Origin of the sequence: Prosthecobacter sp. (genome assembly GCF_044222345.1) — a bacterium.
GTDB lineage: Bacteria > Verrucomicrobiota > Verrucomicrobiia > Verrucomicrobiales > Verrucomicrobiaceae > Prosthecobacter.
Genome location: NZ_JBGANL010000020.1, coordinates 88,701 through 105,895 on the forward strand (window position 1 = coordinate 88,701; position 17,195 = coordinate 105,895).

Here is a 17,195-nt window from a genome sequence, read left to right on the forward strand (position 1 = left end):
AGAACTCTTATGGACGCTTTCTCCAACTTCCTTCTCGCCGCTGCTGTCACCTTCATCGGCTGCAGCATTGCGGTGCCGCTCATTCTTTCCATCGGGCGCATCATCGGACTCTATGCCGTCGTGCAGGAGCGCCGCAGCCAGGTGTACCTGCTCTTTGGCAAAGTCGTCGGCACTCTTGACGAACCCGGCCTGCACTTCCTGCCCGCCAAACTCGGCCCCGCTGCATTTCTGGTCAACTGGCTCGGCAAATGCCACATCGTCGATCTGCGACTGGATCAGATGTACCTGCGCAGCCAGCCGGTCAACTCCGAAGAAGGCGCCCCCATGGGCATCGGCATCTGGTATGAGATGTTCGTCAGCGACCCCGTCTCCTTCCTCTTCAAAAACACCGACCCACGCGGCTCCCTTTCCGCCAACGTCAGCAACTCCACAGTGCGCTGTCTCAGCAATCTGCCGCTCGCCAAGATGCTCGTGAACCGTCACGTCATGAGCGACACCGTGCGCAGCGAAGTCACGCCCAAGTCTCACGAATGGGGCTTCAAACTCGGCAGCGTGTACATCCGCAAGGTCCACTTCCGCGATGCCATGATGATCAAGCAGATCGAGAGCAAGGTCGTCAACCGCCTCCGTCAGGTCACTTCCGCCATCAAGCAGGACGGTGTCAATCAGGTCAGCGTGATCACCAGCACTGCGGAGAAAACCGCCGCCATCGAGCTCGCCAAAGCCGCCGCCGTCCGCCCCGAGATCGTCGGCAATGCGCTCCGTGACATTTCCAACGACCCCGACGTCGCCCAGGCCGTCTTCGAAGTCCTCGAAGCCCAAAAGATCATCAACGGCAAAGCCAGCGTGACACTCCTGCCTGCTTCAGGCAGCGGACTCCTCACCGACATCCTCGCCTCCCAGCCCCCACGGCGCGATGTCGGCCCGCCGCCAGTGAAGGCGTGATGCCCGCCAAGGAGAGGCGCGTGCCAAGTGCCATGGTGAGGGAGGATGGAGACTGGGCGGCGGCGTGCGGAGTTCCCTAGCCGGGACTTGGCAAGTCCCGCTCCTTGTTCACCTGCCCATCCTTAGCATTTCCGTCGCTTGCATTCCCCCCATGCCTGCTACACTCGACCTCCCGCCAAATTTGGCATTCCACCTTCCCTTTTCGTCATTCCCCTTTCCCCCTCATGTCCCACAGAGTCCTCATCATCGGAGCCGGCGGCGTTGGCCGCGTTGTCGTTCATAAATGCGCCCAGCTTCCCGACGTGTTCGGTGAGATCATGCTGGCCAGCCGCACGAAATCCAAGTGCGACAGCATCGCTGCGGAGCTGAAGCGCCCGATTCAAACCGCCGCCGTGGATGCGGACAACGTGCCTGAGCTGGTCAAGCTGCTGAAGAGCTACAAGCCCGAAGTCGTCATCAATGTGGCGCTGCCGTATCAGGATCTCACCATCATGGACGCCTGCCTCGAAGCCGGGGTGCATTACATCGACACCGCGAACTACGAGCCGCGCGACGTGGCGAAGTTTGAGTACCACTGGCAGTGGGCCTATCAGGACAAGTTCAAGAAAGCGGGCCTCACCGCGCTGCTGGGCTGCGGCTTCGATCCGGGTGTCACGAATGTGTACACCGCCTACGCGATGAAGCACCACTTCTCGAAGATCAACACGCTGGACATTCTCGACTGCAACGCCGGCGACCATGGCAAGGCCTTCGCCACGAATTTCAACCCTGAGATCAATCTGCGCGAAGTCACCGCCAACGGCCGCTACTGGCAGGATGGCAAGTGGGTGGAAACCAAGCCGCTCGAAATCAAGCGCAGCTTCCCCTTCCCAGCCGGCATCGGTCCGAAGAACATCTACTGCCTCTACCACGAAGAGCTGGAGTCCCTCACCAAGCACTTCGACATCGGCCGCGCACGCTTCTGGATGACCTTTGGCGACGCCTACATCAAGCACATGGAAGTGCTGGTGAACGTCGGCATGACCGGCATCCATCCCGTGAAGCACAAGGGCGTGGACATCATCCCTATCGAGTTCCTCAAGACCCTGCTGCCAGAACCCGGCACCCTCGGAGCAGACACCAAGGGCAAGACCTGCATCGGCAACTGGATCGAAGGCCTGGATAAAAACGGCCAGCCTCTGCGCTACTACGTCTACAACATCTGCGACCACCAGGAGTGCTACGTGGAGACGAACAGCCAGGGCGTCAGCTACACCACCGGCGTGCCCGCCATGATCGCCGCACGTCAGCTTCTCACCAATCCCGCCGAGTACCGTCAGCCCGGCGTCTGGAACGTCGAACAGCTCAATCCAGATCCCTTCATGGCTGACCTGAACGCCTACGGCCTCCCATGGCTGGAGACCTGGCCGACGGAGCCTCTTCCAGGAGAGTGATCCACTTTTTCCTCCCGCTTCTATGAGAACCCGATTTGCAGCAGCGTGCTTCACCTGCTGCGTCGGGTTCTGGATGGTGGGAGAGGTTCAGCCCCAAGCACAGACAGTTCAGGATCGCTGTGTCGATGCCTTGAGAGCCTCTGCGGCGATTGATGCCACGCTCGATTCTGATTTTTTCAGATCGAAGCTGTCATCCTATCCCTGGCACATCATCGAGCATGATGACGGTCATTTGGAAGACACCATCTCCGGAGGTCCGGCAAACCGCAAAACGGTCAGCAAGATCGAGCACACGGCCAGCTGCATCTCCACCCACCAGGGAGAGCACTTCATGTCCTTCTGTGAAGCGACTCAGCGCGGACAAGGAGTGGATCTGGTGATCACGGGTGGCATGCCCGCCTATGCGAGCATACTGACGTTGAAGATCGATGCACTGAAGCAGATCACCTGCGCTTTCGAAGCCTCCTATCCCATGACCATTCCTGGAGAAATGCTGCAGTGGAGCATCACGAAAAAAGCCTTTCGGATGAAAAACGAGGGGTTCAAGCCCGAAGCTCGTTTGCTCGGCTGGCTGTCGGTGGAGTTTGAAGAAATCACCAGCCTCCATGGCAAAGAGACCCGCAGGAGCCACAGGATCGAAGGTTATGTAAAGCCGGTGATTCAACACGCCGCGACACAGCGATAGACAAAGTTGAAGCAGTCAACCTAGTCCAGGCAGCGCACCATGCTGTTTGGACTATTCCTTGACCTCTTGCCCGCCTGCGCTCCGCTCCAGTCCCCCAATGTCTCTCTCCCTCATCCTCACCCATCCCGGCGGCTCACATAAAGACGAACTCCTAGCGTGCTGCCTCCTCGCCGCCGTGCACCGCGTGCCCATCGTGCGCCGCGAACCCACGCCGGAGGATCTGGCGGATCCCACGATTGCCGTCGTCGATGTCGGCGGCGAGCACGCCTCGGAGCGCCACAACTTCGACCACCATCAGTTCCCAGCCGATCATCCGCCTATCTGCGCCCTGAGTCTCGTGCTGCAGCATCTGGGCGTCTATGAAGACGCCCGCGCTTTCTGCGACTGGCTGGAGCCCGCCGAATGGTTCGACACCCGTGGCCCCAACGTCACCGCCAAGTGGCTGGGTGTGGACCGCGGCACCATGAACAAGCTCAATTCCCCCATCGATGTCACTGTGCTGCGTCGCTTCGCCAAAGCGAAGCGCCTGGAGCCCGGCGAGCCTCTGTGGGAAATCCTCAGCTACATCGGCGTCGATCTCCTCGAGTACCTGCGAGAACTGCGCAGCCGCCTCGACTACGTCGCCCAGCACGCCGAATTCTGGACCGTGGACGACCACGAAGTCCTCTTCCTTCCCCGCACCGATCCCCTGCCCGACGAACCCTCCGCAGGCATTGATCGTTATCTCGCCAGCATCGGCAAAGACAAAACCGTCGCCGCCCTCATCTACCCCGACCGCCGAGGCAACGGCTACGGCCTCTCCCGCCACAACGACAACCCGCTCTACGACTTCACCCGCATCGAGAAGGAACCGGATGTCCATTTCGCCCATGCGCGGGGGTTTGTGGCGAAGACTTCTGCTGCCGAGGTTGACAGACTCAAAGAGCTGCTGGGGCAGGCTAAGGTCTGAACGGATGCTTTCCAATCACGTCGCGCAGATGTCGGTTTCCCGGCCGGATTTGATTCAGTTGATGCAGCAGCTTGCGGGTCTGCTTCTCATCTAATTTTTCGCACAGATCAGCCAGAGACATTCCTCCTGGCAGTCCATCGACACTGTCTGCCACCGCCAAAAACTGCTGCTGCTTCAATTGAGTCGAAGTCGGAAAAGAAGGCTCTTCGCCGTAAAGCAACCAAGCAAACTGAACCCCGATCACCAAGAACACAACTCCCACCAAAAGAACAACCCACAAGACCGGATTGGAATAGTCAAAACCATTCCACAGCATGCCAGCCACCAGCATGACGGGAGCCAATACCGCTATCGTGATAAAACGATCTAGGATTCGGCTTTTCCATCTGGAGAAATAATCCTTCGGCATATCTCCGCCACGAATAACAAAAGCGCTCAAGAAGGTCAAGGCTCGAGCCTCGACCTCTTGGACACTCCTCGACCGCCTACAGCCTCCGGTCCTTCACCTCTGCCTGAATCTCCGCGAGGAAATCGGCAATCGGCTTCACGCCGAGATCGCCCTTCTTGCAGTGACGGACGGCGACGCTTTGGGCGGCGGCTTCCTTCTCGCCGAGGACGAGCATGTAGGGGATGCGGTCGAGCTGGGCGAGGCGGATCTTGGCGCCGATCTTGTCGGCGTCGTTGTTGAGGGAAACGCGCAGTCCGGCGTCCTTGAGCTGGACGTAAATTTCATCGGCGAAGGCGTCCACCTTCTCGCTGATGGTGAGGATGCGCACCTGCTCGGGGGCGAGCCAGGTCGGGAAGTGACCGGCGAAGTGCTCGATGAGCACGCCGCAGAAACGCTCCATGCTGCCGAAGGGCGCGCGGTGGATCATCACCGGGCGGTGCGGCTTGTTGTCCGCGCCGTTGTAGGTGAGATCAAAGCGCACGGGCAGGACGTAGTCCACCTGCACGGTGCCGAGCTGCCATTCGCGGCCGATGACGTCCTTGATGACGAAGTCGATCTTCGGGCCGTAGAAGGCGGCTTCGCCGGGCTCTTCGGTGAAGGGCACGCCCAGGGTGGCGGCGGCTTCGCGGCAGGCGGCTTCGGCTTTGTCCCACTGCTCGGGATTGCCGGTGAACTTGCTGCTGTCCGGATCTCGCAGGCCCACGCGGACGCGGTAGTCGTGCATGCCCAGGGTGTTGAGCACAATTTTGACGAGGCTGAGGCAGCCGAGGACTTCCTTGGCCACCTGGTCTTCGGTGCAGAAAAGATGCGCGTCATCCTGCGTAAAGCCACGCACACGGGTCATGCCGTTCAACTCACCGCTCTGCTCCCAGCGGTACACCGTGCCGAATTCGGCGAGGCGCACGGGCAGGTCGCGATAGCTGCGCGGCTGGCTGTCGTAAATCTTGATGTGGTGCGGGCAGTTCATCGGCTTCAGCAGGAAGCCGTCGAGCAGCTTGTCATCTGGCAGCACGCGGTCTTCCGTGATGACTTCCTTGCCCGCGCGCTCGTTGAGCTGCTGGCGCATGCGGGCGGACACGGCACCGAGGCGCTCCATGACCTCGCAGCAGCCGCAGCCTTCCTTGATCACCTTGGCAAGATCGTCGTTCTCAATGACCGGGGCGAACTGGCTGTCCTTGTAATACGGGAAGTGGCCGCTGGTCTTGTACAGGCCCACTTTGCCGATGTGCGGCGTGAAAACCTGGCTGTAACCCTGCTTGCGCAACTCTTCGCTGATGAAGCTCTGCAGCTCCTGACGCAGGATGGCACCATTCGGCGTCCAGAGGATGAGCCCCTGCCCCACTTCTTCGTCGATGTGGAAAAGTTTGAGTTCCTTGCCCAGCTTGCGGTGGTCGCGCTTCCTAGCTTCTTCCAGTTGCACCAGGTGCTGGTCCAGCTCTTCCTTGCTCGGAAATGCCGTGCCGTACAAGCGCTGAAGCTGCGGCTTGGTGTCGTCGCCCATGTAGAAGGCACTGGCGACCGACATGATTTTGACGTGCTTGCACTTGCCGCTGTAGCCCACGTGGGGTCCGGCGCAGAGGTCAATGAAGTCACCGTTCTGGAAGGTCGAGATCTGCTCGCCTTCAGGAATCTTTTCCAGCAGGTCGAGTTTGAAGACGCTGGGATTTCCCGGGCGCTCCGTCAGACCACCGAGGCGGCCCGATTTGGCGAGAGCGATGGCTTCATCCCGGCTCACACCCTTCCATTCAAACTTCTGGTTCTCCTTGGAGATCTTCTTCATCTCCGCCTCGATCTTCTCGAAGTCATCCGGGGTGATGCGGTGATCCGGCAGGTCGAAGTCATAGTAGAAGCCGTTTTCGACCGGAGGGCCGTAGGCAAACTGGGCATTGGGCCACAGGCGCAGGATGGCGGTGGCCATCACGTGGGCACAGGAGTGGCGCAGGCGGTCGATGTCAGACATCTGAGCGCGTTCTTCGAGGGTCTTGCGGGCTTCGGACATGGTTGTAAGTGGGGCCGTGTCCATGCAGCAGAACGCGACGAGATTCAAGGTGATAACGACGAGTAAAGGAGTCAGCCCACCGTTCCCGCCGCTGGCGCACAGAGCCAGTCCGTAGGTGAGCGTTCAAACTGTGGCGGCGGAACAAGAAAAGAATTTCTTCACCGAGGGTCGCTTAACGATGCATGCGTCTCTTGATGTCAAAAAAACGGAGCCCGACTTTTTCAAGACGGGCTCCGCGTGGTGGGGCGTGGTCATGCTTTGAGCAGACGTGGCAGGACGGAGGCGGGAACTACTTCATAGCTTGTGGGGACCATGGAGTAGCTGGCGCGACCGCGTGAGAGGCTGCGAATGGCTCCGGCGTAGCCGAACATTTCGGCGAGGGGGACCTCGGCGAGGATGCCGGATTCGGTGCCGCGATGATCGATGCTGGTGATGCGGGCGCGGCGACGGCTGAGATCGCCCAGGATGTCTCCCTGGTGCTCGTCGCTGACGGTGCATTCGACCTGCATGACGGGCTCCAGCAGCACGGGGGCTGCCAGACGCAGGGCCTCGCGGAGGGCGTCTCCGGCGGCCATGCGGAAAGCCTGGTCGTTGGAGTCTTTGGCGTGGTAGGCACCGTCGATGATGCGGACGCGGACATCGACGAGAGGACTGCCGGACAGGGGGCCTGACACGGCGGCCTCAGTGATGCCACGGCGCACCGCGCCCATGAACTGGGAGGGGATGCTGCCGCCGACGATGGCGTCCTCAATGACGAGGCCTGCGCCGCGCTCCAGAGGCTCGACGGTAAGCTTCACACGGGCATACATGCCGGAGCCGCCGTTTTGCTTTTTGAGCAAGTGGTCGGCCTCTGCGGTTTGCGTGATGGTTTCACGGCAGGCGATCTCGGGTGCGCCGGCGAGGGTTTCGACGCCGTGCTCGCGCAGGAGTTTTTCGCGGATCACTTCGAGGTGGAGCTCGCCCATGCCGGAGATGAGGCACTGGCCGGTCTCCTCTTGGGTGCGGACGCGGAAGGTGGGGTCTTCATCGCTGAGACGTGAGAGGGCGGTGGCCAGACGTGACTGGTCGGCGGATTTTGCGGGCTCGATGGCCATGCTGACGACGGGTTCAGGGAACACCGGCGGCTCAAGCATGATGGCATGATCTACCAGACACAGGGTATCGCCTGTGCTGAAGTTGTTGAGTCCGGTGACGGCGCAGATGTCGCCTGCTTGGACGCTTTCGAGTTCATCGCGGCGGTTGGCGAAGACACGGAGCAGCCTGCCGCAGCGCTCGGATTTGCCGAGGCGCGGATTGAGCAGCGGGGTGCCTTTATGAAGCGTGCCGGAATAGACACGGACATAGACGAGGCGGCCTGCCTGGGGATGACGCACGATTTTGAAGGCGAGCGCGGCGAGGGGGGCTTCGATGGCGTTCACGCGCTGCACCTCTTCAGGCGCGGGCAGGAAGTCCACGATGGCATCCACCAGCGCGGAGACACCGATGTGTTTATACGCGCTGCCGCCGATGACGGGCACGAAGCGGCCTGCGAGGGTCTGACGACGGATCGCGGTGCGGAGGAGGTGCGCGGGCACGGACTGGTCTTCGATCCAGAGTTCGGCGATTTCGTCATCGAGGCTGGCGAGAGCCTGGATGAGATCACGGCGCGCGGATTCGACGGCGGAGAGGCATTCGGTGGGAATGTCTTCGACGGTGTAGCCGATGGGCGAGTCGGCATGGGTGCGCAGGGCGCGCTCTTCGATGACATCGAGCTGACCACAGAGCGCGGACTCCGCGCCCCAGGGCAGCAGGATGGGCCAGGCGCAAGCGTTGAGCTTTGTCTGCAATTCGCCCACGACGCGGGCGAAGTCCGCGCCGAGGCGGTCCATCTTGTTGATGAAGGCCAGGCGCGGTACGCGGTAGCGGTCCATCTGTCGCCAGACGGTTTCGCTTTGCGGCTGCACGCCACCGACGCCGCAGAAGACGGCGACGGCACCATCGAGCACGCGGAGGGAGCGTTCGACTTCGGCGGTGAAATCGACGTGGCCGGGGGTGTCGATGAGGTTGAGGCGATGGGGCTGGCCCGAGAAGAGGCGGGTGAGGCCTGCGACGGGTTGCTGAGTCCACGAGCATGGGGCCGCGGCGGAGGAGATGGTGATCCCCTTCTCGCGTTCTATGTCCGAGAAATCGGTGGTGGTGTTGCCTTCGTGCACATCCCCGCAGGCATGGATGGCGCCTGCGTAGAAGAGAATGCGTTCGGTGAGCGTGGTTTTGCCAGCATCAATGTGGGCGGCGATGCCGATGTTGCGGATGCGGCCCGAGTCAGTCGTATTGAGTTTCATAAGAGTCAGATGTTCGAATGTGGAACGGCTGCTCCCCGGAAGGATATGAAAAGGCCCTGATGCAGACTGACGGCATTCAGGGCTCCCGGGGATAGCAGCAAAATCTGACTTCTGTCCTCTATGACATCGTCATCCCGAACCCTGGCCGTAGCCGGGCAGAATGAAATATGATGATGGAGAGGCGTGGTATCATAAGACGCGGTGACTACATAACATACGACTTGAAAAAGTCAATGGGGGCACCGGGCAGGATAGAGTATCCTGCCTGGGTTGTGCGGGGAGATGCACGAGTCAGCCAATCGAAAGAACAAAAAAGGACGGCAAGGAAAACGGGCCTCTTCGCCCTGGCTTTGTTTTTGAAATCTGCTGATGCGTCAGCGTGTTTTGTGCGATGATGCTGAGTGAAATCCCCCCACCGGACATGAGACCGCAATCTTTTCACATCCGTCCCTTTCAGTCTGCTGACGAAGCGGCGGTCATTGAACTGTGGAAGATTTGCGGGCTGGTGGTGCCGCAGAATGATCCGGTGGCGGACATTGCGCGGAAGCTGCGGGTGAATCCGGAATTGTTTCTGGTGGGCGAGGTGGAGGGGCAGATCGTGGGCTCGTGCATGGTGGGGTATGAGGGGCACCGGGGATGGATCAATTATCTGGCGGTGCATCCAGAGCGGCGGCGGCAGGGGCTGGCGCGGAAGATGATGGAGCATGCGGAGGAGCTGCTGCGGGCGGTGGGGTGCCCGAAGATCAATCTGCAGGTGCGCACGACCAACGCGGCGGTCATTGCTTTCTATGAGGCTCTAGGTTTTGGTGTCGATGAGGTGGTGAGCCTGGGCAAGCGACTGAAGCATGATGCGCCATGAATCTTGCCATTGGCATGAACTATGGTTGGATGCGGGCATGAAGACCTCTTTCGTTCCTCTGCTGGTTTTGGGTTTCAGTCTGGCGGGTGCGGCCGTGCGGATTCACGCGGCGGAGGGGGATTTGAAGAAGGCGGTGTACTGCCATGGGTTCAAAGAGGATCAGTCACCGAAGGATGTGGCGGAGTTTTTCAAGCCGGATGAGACGGTGTTTCTTTCGATCGAGCTGAAGGGGAGGCCGAAGTCGGGGGTGGTGGCGGCGAAGTTCATGTTTCGGGAGGATCTGATGGCAGAGGCGAAGGTGGATGTGGCGACGGTGAACAAGGGGGTGATCTTCTCGTTTGGGGAGGACACGTTTGTGAGCTTTGACATGAAGACGAAGCAACCGATGCCGGTGGGGGCGTGCTACCGGGCGGATGTGACTTTGGATGGAAAGCCGCTGGGACAGTTTCCGTTTCGGGTGGCGCCGCCGAAGGAGGCCATTCCGAGCAAGCTGCTGAAAACCGCACTGGCCAAGGGTGCGGACGAGGACCACAAGCCGGTGAATGAGGCGCGTGAGTTTGACGGCTTGGACAAGGTCTTCCTGACGGGCGTGGGCAATCTGGGCCTGTCATCATGGCTGGAGGCGACGTGGCTGGTGAATGGCAAGGTGGACGATGAGGGGACGCGCAGCTTTACGATGGAGGAGAACAAGGAAAACGTGCCTTTCCATTTCGCCTTCATCCCCGCCGGTGGCTGGCCTGCGGGGACGCATGAGGTCTCACTGCAGCTCGACGGGCAGGAGGTGGCGCATGAGAAGTTCACGGTGAAGGTGGGCGCGCCGATGGCGGGAAAGACGAAGCTGGTGCTGGACTCATCGCAGTTGTTTCGGGATGACGGCAAGGGCGAGGCTGGCAAGGAGGTGAAGGCTTTCACCACGGACGACACGGAGCTGCATGTGCGGTGGAACCTGAAGGAGAAGGCGCTGGCCAAAGGTGTGCAGCTTGTCTGGAGGTTGGTGGAAGTGAAAGGCGAGAAGGCGCAGGTGATCGCGACGGCGGACGTGGAGGCCGGGGTGAGTGATCAGATCGACTCTTCGCTCGAGGTGAAGGACGGCCTGCCGGCTGGGAAGTACTGCGTGGATCTGGTGCAGGATGGGAAGGTGCTGGATACGAAGGCGTTTGAGGTGAAGTGAGGGCCTGCGGCCATGAGAGGCATTTTTCAAGTGCGCTTGCGATGAGCTGTCGCTTTCGAATGTTTCGTGGCAGGCGTGAGGTGACCGGCTGGCGAAAGCGGCAGCTGCGTTTGTTCCTCACTCCGCGACCGCAGTCCATAAGGGTGCTGCTTCGGCTCTCGCAGGAAATGAGTTTTTCGAGGGGGGAGTACAACCCGATTGTTGCTCCTGGTTGCCTGAGGCATAGAAGAGGGGCCTCGGCTTGAAGGGGAGGTTGTGTCGTTAAGAGTCTGGCGCTTCGGCGGAGTGCTGCGGAATAAATTCCGCGCTCCTAGGATCAAGGCTGGATGATGCGTGCGCCGCGCTGCCAGGTGATGTAGGACCAGACCCAGTGGAGGAAGACGATGGCGCGATTGCGCATGCCCATGAGAAATAGGAGATGGACGAAGAGCCACATGAGCCAGGCGAGCATGCCGCGCAGGTGCATGCCGGCAAAGCTGACGACGGCGGCACTGCGGCCGATGGTGGCCATGGTACCTTTGTCGAGATAGGTGAAGGGTTTGCGCGGCACGGACATGCCTTCGTCCAAGATCGTCCGGGTGATGAAGTGACCCATCTGAATGGCGGCGGGACTGACGCCGGGGACGCGGATGCCTTTGGCATCGGTCAGTGCCACGAGATCGCCTGCGGCGAAAACTTCGGGATGGCCGGGGAGGCTCAGGTCTGGCTGGACCTGGATGCGGCCTGCGCGATCCAATGGGATGCCTGCGAGGGTGCGGGTGACGCCGCTGGCCTCCACGCCTGCGGCCCAGATGATGGTGTCTGTCTCGATACGGTGATCTCCGATGATGACATAGCCTGCGCCGACTTCTTTGACGGGTGAATTCAGATGCACCGTCACCCCCAGGTGCTCGAGATGCTGGCAGGCGTAGTTCGGCAGTCCGCCGGGAAAAGTCGCGAGCAGCTTGGGCCCGGCCTCGATGAGATGGATTTTCGCCTGGCTGGGATCAATGCGCCGGAAGTCCTCTTTCAGCACCTGCTGTGCGAGTTCGGCGAGCGAGCCCGCCATCTCCACACCGGTGGGACCGCCGCCCACAATGACCATCGTCAGCAAACGTGCGGTTGTCTGGGGATCATTCGAGCACTCGGCCTGCTCAAAGGCGAGGAGCACCTGCTTGCGGATTTTCATGGCGTCATCCAGGCTTTTCAGACCCAGCGTGTGCGCGGCCCATTCGTCATGGCCAAAGTAGCCGGTCCTGGCACCGAGGGCGATGACGAGGTAGTCGTAATCCAGCACCTGTTCCTTCAGGTGGACCTGCCTGGCATCCAGATCAATGCGGCTCACTTCATCCATCAAGGTGGTGACGTTTTTATAGTCGGAAAGAATGGAGCGCAGCGGCTGTGCGATGTCGGTCATGGCGAGACCGCCGGTGGCGACCTGGTAGAGCAGCGGCTGGAAGAGATGGTGATTCCAGCGGTCCACCAGTGTCACGGCGAAGCGTTCTTCAGGGAATCCTTTGGCACAGGCCAGACCGGCAAATCCACCCCCGAGAATCACGACGCGCTGTTGTTTCATATTTCACTAGAGCATACGCACGCCAGACCGCAAACCGGCGGGTTTCTTTCGCACAGCTTCCGCAGCGGGAAAGCTGGATGAATTGACGATAAGCGCTGCTGCAAGTGGCGTTAGTTACGCACCATGAAATCCGCCATTCTGTTTGCCCTGATACTGACCACCGCTCTTCCTGCCGCCGACAACTTCACGATGCCGGGGCTGAAGCAGGACATTGAATTTGCGAAGGCGGGCGATGTGTCGCTGACGCTGGATGCGTATGTGCCGGAGGGAGAGGGGCCGTTTGCCACGTGCATTCTGGTGCATGGCGGCGGCTTCACAAAGGGGGACAAGCATTCGTTCATCAAGCCGTTGTTTGAGCCGCTGTCGAAGGCAGGCTTCACGTGGTTCACGATCAACTACCGGCTGGCGCCGCAGCATGCGTGGCCGGCATGTGCGGAGGATGTGGCGAGCGCGATCAAGTGGGTGAAGGCGCATGCGGCAGAGTACAAGGTGGATGTGAACCGCATCGCGCTGATTGGCGAATCCGCGGGCGGGCATCTTGTTTCCTGGGCGGGCATGACGGGCAAGGGAGACACACGGGTGGCGGCGGTGGTGCCTTTTTATGCGCCGCATGATCTGGTGGTGCAGGTGGAGCGGCGCAAAGCGCTGGGTGGGCTGGGCGGACTCATTGGGACGGAGGAGCTCAATGATGCGGCCTTGAAGAAGCTGGCGGAGATTTCGCCGATCAATCACATCCAGGGTGGCCTGCCGCCGTTTCTGCAAATCCACGGAGACAAGGATGTGACGGTGCCGCTTTCGCAGAGTGTGAATTTTGAGGCGAAGACGAAGGCGGCGGGGAACCGATGCGAGACCATCGTGGTGCCCGGGGGCATCCATGGCATGGGCGGCTGGGAGAAGCTGGGCTCGGACTATCAAGCGCAGATGATTGCGTGGCTGCGGAAGACGCTGAAGTGAGCAGTGTATTCCGTGGTTGAAGAAATCCGGCCTTCTTCGCATCCCTATCTAAGACACATAATCTGCAAAAAGATATTCGTGTGAGCGTTCCCCTTCTCTCTATTCCTGACCATGATCCGCCCACTTCTCTGCCTGCTGGCTCTCTTTGTCACTGTCTTCGCTGCTGCTGAAGGCACTCCCCTGCCCTCCAAGGATAAATTTCATCTCTTTCTGCTCGTAGGGCAGTCAAACATGGCGGGTCGTGGGGTGGTCGAGACGCAGGATCTGGTGGTCAATCCGAAGGTGCTGATGCTGAGCAAGGATGGCAAGTGGGTGCCTGCGGTGGATCCGATGCATTTCGACAAACCCGCAGCGGGTGTGGGTCTGGGCAAGACGTTTGGCCAGATCATCGCGGAGGCGAATCCGGGGGTGACGATTGGCTTGATCCCCTGCGCGGTGGGTGGATCGCCGATCGACACCTGGAAGCCGGGGGTGTTCTATCCGGCGACGAAGAGCCACCCGTGGGATGACATGGTGAAGCGGGTGGAGCTCGCGCTGCCAGCGGGGACGATGAAAGGCATTCTCTGGCATCAAGGCGAGAGCGATTCACTGCCGGGGCTGGCGGAGACGTATGCGGGCAAGCTGCAGGATCTGGTGAAACGGCTGCGTGAGCTGGTGAAAGCGCCGGAGGTGCCGTTCATCGCGGGACAGATGGGCGTGTTTGATGAAGTGCCGTGGTCGCCGGAGAAGGTGCTGGTGGACAAGGCGCACCGGGATCTGCCCAAGGAGGTGCCGCACACAGCCTTCGTGACGGCGGAGGGATTGCACCACAAGGGTGACAAGGTGCACTTTGATTCAGCGGCGTACCGGGAACTGGGCAAGAGGTATGCGGCGGCGTTTTTGCAAATGACGAAGTGAGGGATGGTGGTGGAGTGCGGTGCTGAGTTCCTGACCGCATTCGGAGAGTGCGGACCACGCCGTGCTGGGTTTGCTGCAGGCTCTTCCAGAGGGGGCGATGATGGGAAGTCACAAAAGGCGGCGTATTGGGCATAATAAGCACCGCCACCGGCGGCGTATTCTCACGCACCATGATGCGTTTTATTCTCCCGCTTTCTGTTCTGCTGTTTGCCACCTCGATTCACGCTGAGTTCAAAGCGGGGGCGGCGGTCGTGGACATCTCGCCGCCGAAGCTGCCAGTGCTGGTGAATGGCGGGATGCTGAGCCGCTACGTGGACAAGATCACCTCACGCGTGCATGCGCGCGCCATCGTGGCAACGGATGGCAAGACGGAGCTGGCCATCGTGGTGGCGGACAGCTGCATGATGAGCCGCGAGGTGCTGGACGATGCGAAGAAGATGGCGGCGGCGAAGACGGGCATCCCGGCGGAGCGCCTGCTGATTTCCGCCACGCATGCGCATTCCGTCCCGGCTTCCATGGGCTGCCTGGGCACGGACCCTGATCCGAGCTATGTGCCTTTTTTGAAGGAGAAACTCGTGGAGGCCATCGCGGCGGCGCAGGCGGCGATGGTGCCTGCGCGCATCGGCTTTGCCAAGGCGAATGCAGCGGAGTTCACCGCGCTGCGGCAGTGGATTCGCAGGCCGGACCGCGTGGTGGAAGATCCCTTTGGCAACAAGTCGGTGCGGGCCAACATGCATGCGGGGCGCAACTGGGATGATGTGACGGGCGAGTCCGGCCCGGAGGATCCGGACCTTTCGCTGATCTCCATCCAAACGAAGGACGGGAAACCGCTGGCGGTGCTAGCGAATTTTTCGATGCACTACTTTGGCGACAAGGACATCGGCGCGGATTACTTCGGCCTGTTTTCGGATGGACTGCAGAAGCGCATCGACCCGGAAGGAAAGATGGTGGGCTTGATGTCGCATGGCTGCAGCGGGGACATCTACCGCACGGATTACACGATCCCGGAGAAGGACCGGCCGAAGCCGACCATGGATGAGTATGCGAACGGGTTGCTGGACATCGCGATGAAGGCCTACGCCGGCATCAAATATGAAGAGAATCCCACCGTGGCGATGACGGAGACACGCATGACTTTGAAATATCGTACGCCGGACAAGCAGCGCCTGGAGTGGGCGCAGCGTGTGATGGCGGAGATGGGCGACCGGCTGGCGAAGACGCAGACGGAGGTGTATGCGCGGGAGCAGATTCTTTTGAATGAGCGGCAGCAGACGGAGATCGTGGTGCAAGGGGTGCGCCTCGGAGACATCGGCATCGCCACGACGCCGAATGAGACGTACGCGATTACGGGGCTGAAGATCAAAGCGGCGAGTCCCCTGCCCCACACGATGGTGATCGAGCTCGCGAATGGTGGCGACGGCTACATCCCGCCGCCGGAGATGCATGCGTGGGGCGGCTACAACACCTGGGCGGCACGCTCCGCCGGGCTGGAGGTGAATGCGGAGCCGAAGATCGCGGGGGCGGCCATCGCCGCGCTGGAGCGAGTGGCGGAGAAGCCGCGCAAGGAATGGAAGCTGGGCAATGGCGCAGCCGCCAAGGCGGTGCTGGCACTGAAACCGGCGGCTTACTGGCGCCTGAACGAATTCACCGGACCGGTGGCGGCGGATGCGAGCCCCCACGGCCATGATGCGGTGTATGAGCGTGATGTGGCCTACTACCTTGAAGGCCCCAAGTCCGCGAGCTTTTGTGCTGACGAAGTGAACCGCGCTCCGCATCTGGTGGGTGCGCGCATTCGCTCACGCCTTGCCGGGCTGGGGAGTCAATATTCTGTCTCGCTGTGGTTTTGGAACGGCATGCCGAATGACGGGCGCGAGACCAGCGGCTGGTTGTTCTCCCGGGGGCAGGACCATGGACTCAGCGTGATGGGCGAGCACCTCGGCATCGGCGGGAAGAGCGGCCACACCGGCAAGCTGATCTTCTTCAGCGGCACGAACGACAAGAACCTCGTGGCAGGCAAGAGCGAGATCCCGCGCTGGCAGTGGCAGCATCTGGTGGTGGTGCGCGACAAGAACCAGGTGCGTGCCTATCTCAATGGCACGCTGGAGCTTGAAACGGAGAGCGTCATGGCAGCGGCCCGAGCCCCGCTGGAGTGCTTCTTCGGCGGACGCAGCGACAATGACTCGAACTGGGAAGGGCGGCTGGATGAGATCGCGGTGTTTGACCGGGCGCTGAAGGCTGAGGAGATCGCGAAGCTGGAAGCGCCGTGATGAAGCCGGGGCTTTGGTCCTGTGTCCACCTTCAGTGTGTTCCGCAACTGACAGCAGCCGTCCTGGCCTTCCGCTGATCTTGTTCCAGCCGTTCCACGATGTAGCCTCCACCAGGTGATCATTTTCAAGTGCTTAGAGCATTTTAAATTATTTTATAGCCTAATAGGGCGGCGGCGGTGACGCGGATTTGATGGGTGTGGCGGAGCGCCGCACAGGGGACTGTGCGGGCCACTTTGCTGTCGCCCTCGCGATAGCTTTGGATTTTTCAACCCAGATGAGGCCACTTTTTTATTTAAAATGCTCTAGCCTTGGGTGCTGTCAAAGCGAGCGCCGCCGAGGTGAAGCTGACGCTCCGCGTGGCATTCCGCGCTTTCTGCCCATGACTGCGAGGCTGCTGCAGGTGAGGCTGCCTGTTTGCCAGCCCTGTTCAAGGTTGTCGGCACCGCAGCGCCCTCCCTCCAGGCTGCCATGGTGCGACGATTTATTGTGAGAGACAGGCGGGGCTTGGATGGTTATTATCCTGCTGTTGCTCTAAAATCTTACTGCTTCGCTTTTTATGAAACTTTCTCTTCTGCTTGTTTGCGCCTTGGTGACGGCTGGTGGGCTTGTCTCTTGCACGGGTGATTTGTACCGCCGCACGGTGCCGGCGCGGACGACTTCGACTTCGGCGAAGGTGGCTCCGCCTGCGTTTGGATCGCCAGCGTATGTGAGC

General features: G+C 60.7%; 13 protein-coding genes. 9 read left to right on the forward strand and 4 right to left on the reverse strand.

The window, feature by feature from the left end; genetic code table 11:
- Window positions 1-9 precede the first annotated feature (9 nt).
- The 4 genes from ACILSL_RS12885 (at window position 10) to ACILSL_RS12900 (ending at window position 4,012) form a co-directional block, all read left to right on the forward strand.
- A complete protein-coding gene (locus ACILSL_RS12885) occupies window positions 10-945 on the forward strand; it encodes an SPFH domain-containing protein (protein WP_395732445.1) in 936 nt (311 codons plus the stop codon).
- Window positions 946-1,169: 224 nt separating this feature from the next.
- Window positions 1,170-2,378 carry a saccharopine dehydrogenase family protein gene (locus tag ACILSL_RS12890; RefSeq protein ID WP_395732446.1) on the forward strand — a complete coding sequence of 403 codons (1,209 nt, stop codon included), beginning with the start codon at window positions 1,170-1,172 and terminating at the stop codon, window positions 2,376-2,378.
- Window positions 2,379-2,508: 130 nt separating this feature from the next.
- On the forward strand, window positions 2,509-3,063 hold the full coding sequence (locus tag ACILSL_RS12895) for a hypothetical protein (protein ID WP_395732447.1): 555 nt from the start codon (window positions 2,509-2,511) through the stop codon (window positions 3,061-3,063).
- A 97-nt stretch (window positions 3,064-3,160) separates the two neighbouring features.
- Window positions 3,161-4,012 carry an MYG1 family protein gene (locus tag ACILSL_RS12900; protein ID WP_395732448.1) on the forward strand — a complete coding sequence of 284 codons (852 nt, stop codon included), beginning with the start codon at window positions 3,161-3,163 and terminating at the stop codon, window positions 4,010-4,012.
- On the opposite strand, the gene ACILSL_RS12905 is transcribed toward ACILSL_RS12900, so the two are convergent.
- The 3 genes from ACILSL_RS12905 to fusA all read right to left on the reverse strand — a co-directional run bounded on the left by ACILSL_RS12905 (window position 4,002) and on the right by fusA (window position 8,780).
- Window positions 4,002-4,451, reverse strand: a complete 450-nt coding sequence (locus ACILSL_RS12905; protein ID WP_395732449.1) for a hypothetical protein — start codon at window positions 4,449-4,451, stop codon at window positions 4,002-4,004. The genes ACILSL_RS12900 and ACILSL_RS12905 overlap by 11 nt on opposite strands.
- Window positions 4,452-4,497: 46 nt before the next feature.
- Complete coding sequence (gene thrS / locus ACILSL_RS12910) at window positions 4,498-6,459, reverse strand: threonine--tRNA ligase (protein WP_395732450.1); 1,962 nt, start codon at window positions 6,457-6,459, stop codon at window positions 4,498-4,500.
- Window positions 6,460-6,710: 251 nt separating this feature from the next.
- A complete protein-coding gene (gene fusA / locus ACILSL_RS12915) occupies window positions 6,711-8,780 on the reverse strand; it encodes an elongation factor G (protein ID WP_395732451.1) in 2,070 nt (689 codons plus the stop codon).
- A 421-nt stretch (window positions 8,781-9,201) separates the two neighbouring features.
- On the opposite strand from fusA, the gene ACILSL_RS12920 reads away from it, so the two are divergent.
- Together ACILSL_RS12920 and ACILSL_RS12925 are read left to right on the forward strand one after the other, a co-directional pair.
- The gene (locus tag ACILSL_RS12920; RefSeq protein ID WP_395732452.1) at window positions 9,202-9,639 is read left to right on the forward strand and encodes a GNAT family acetyltransferase; all 438 of its coding nucleotides are present in this window, start codon (window positions 9,202-9,204) and stop codon (window positions 9,637-9,639) included.
- 37 nt (window positions 9,640-9,676) lie between these two features.
- Window positions 9,677-10,810, forward strand: a complete 1,134-nt coding sequence (locus ACILSL_RS12925) for a hypothetical protein (RefSeq protein ID WP_395732453.1) — start codon at window positions 9,677-9,679, stop codon at window positions 10,808-10,810.
- Between the two features lie 316 nt (window positions 10,811-11,126).
- Here ACILSL_RS12925 and ACILSL_RS12930 read toward each other — a convergent pair whose 3' ends face one another.
- Window positions 11,127-12,365, reverse strand: coding sequence for an NAD(P)/FAD-dependent oxidoreductase (locus tag ACILSL_RS12930; RefSeq protein WP_395732454.1), 1,239 nt, complete (start codon window positions 12,363-12,365; stop codon window positions 11,127-11,129).
- Window positions 12,366-12,488: 123 nt separating this feature from the next.
- Between ACILSL_RS12930 and ACILSL_RS12935 the strand changes: the two genes are divergently transcribed.
- The 3 genes from ACILSL_RS12935 (at window position 12,489) to ACILSL_RS12945 (ending at window position 16,483) form a co-directional block, all read left to right on the forward strand.
- Window positions 12,489-13,319 (forward strand): alpha/beta hydrolase, encoded by an 831-nt coding sequence (locus tag ACILSL_RS12935; RefSeq protein WP_395732455.1) that lies wholly within the window; start codon window positions 12,489-12,491, stop codon window positions 13,317-13,319.
- A gap of 111 nt (window positions 13,320-13,430) precedes the next feature.
- Window positions 13,431-14,216, forward strand: a complete 786-nt coding sequence (locus ACILSL_RS12940) for a sialate O-acetylesterase (RefSeq protein WP_395732456.1) — start codon at window positions 13,431-13,433, stop codon at window positions 14,214-14,216.
- Between the two features lie 170 nt (window positions 14,217-14,386).
- Window positions 14,387-16,483: a LamG-like jellyroll fold domain-containing protein gene (locus tag ACILSL_RS12945; RefSeq protein WP_395732457.1), complete on the forward strand. Its 2,097-nt coding sequence runs from the start codon at window positions 14,387-14,389 to the stop codon at window positions 16,481-16,483.
- Window positions 16,484-17,195: the final 712 nt, after the last annotated feature.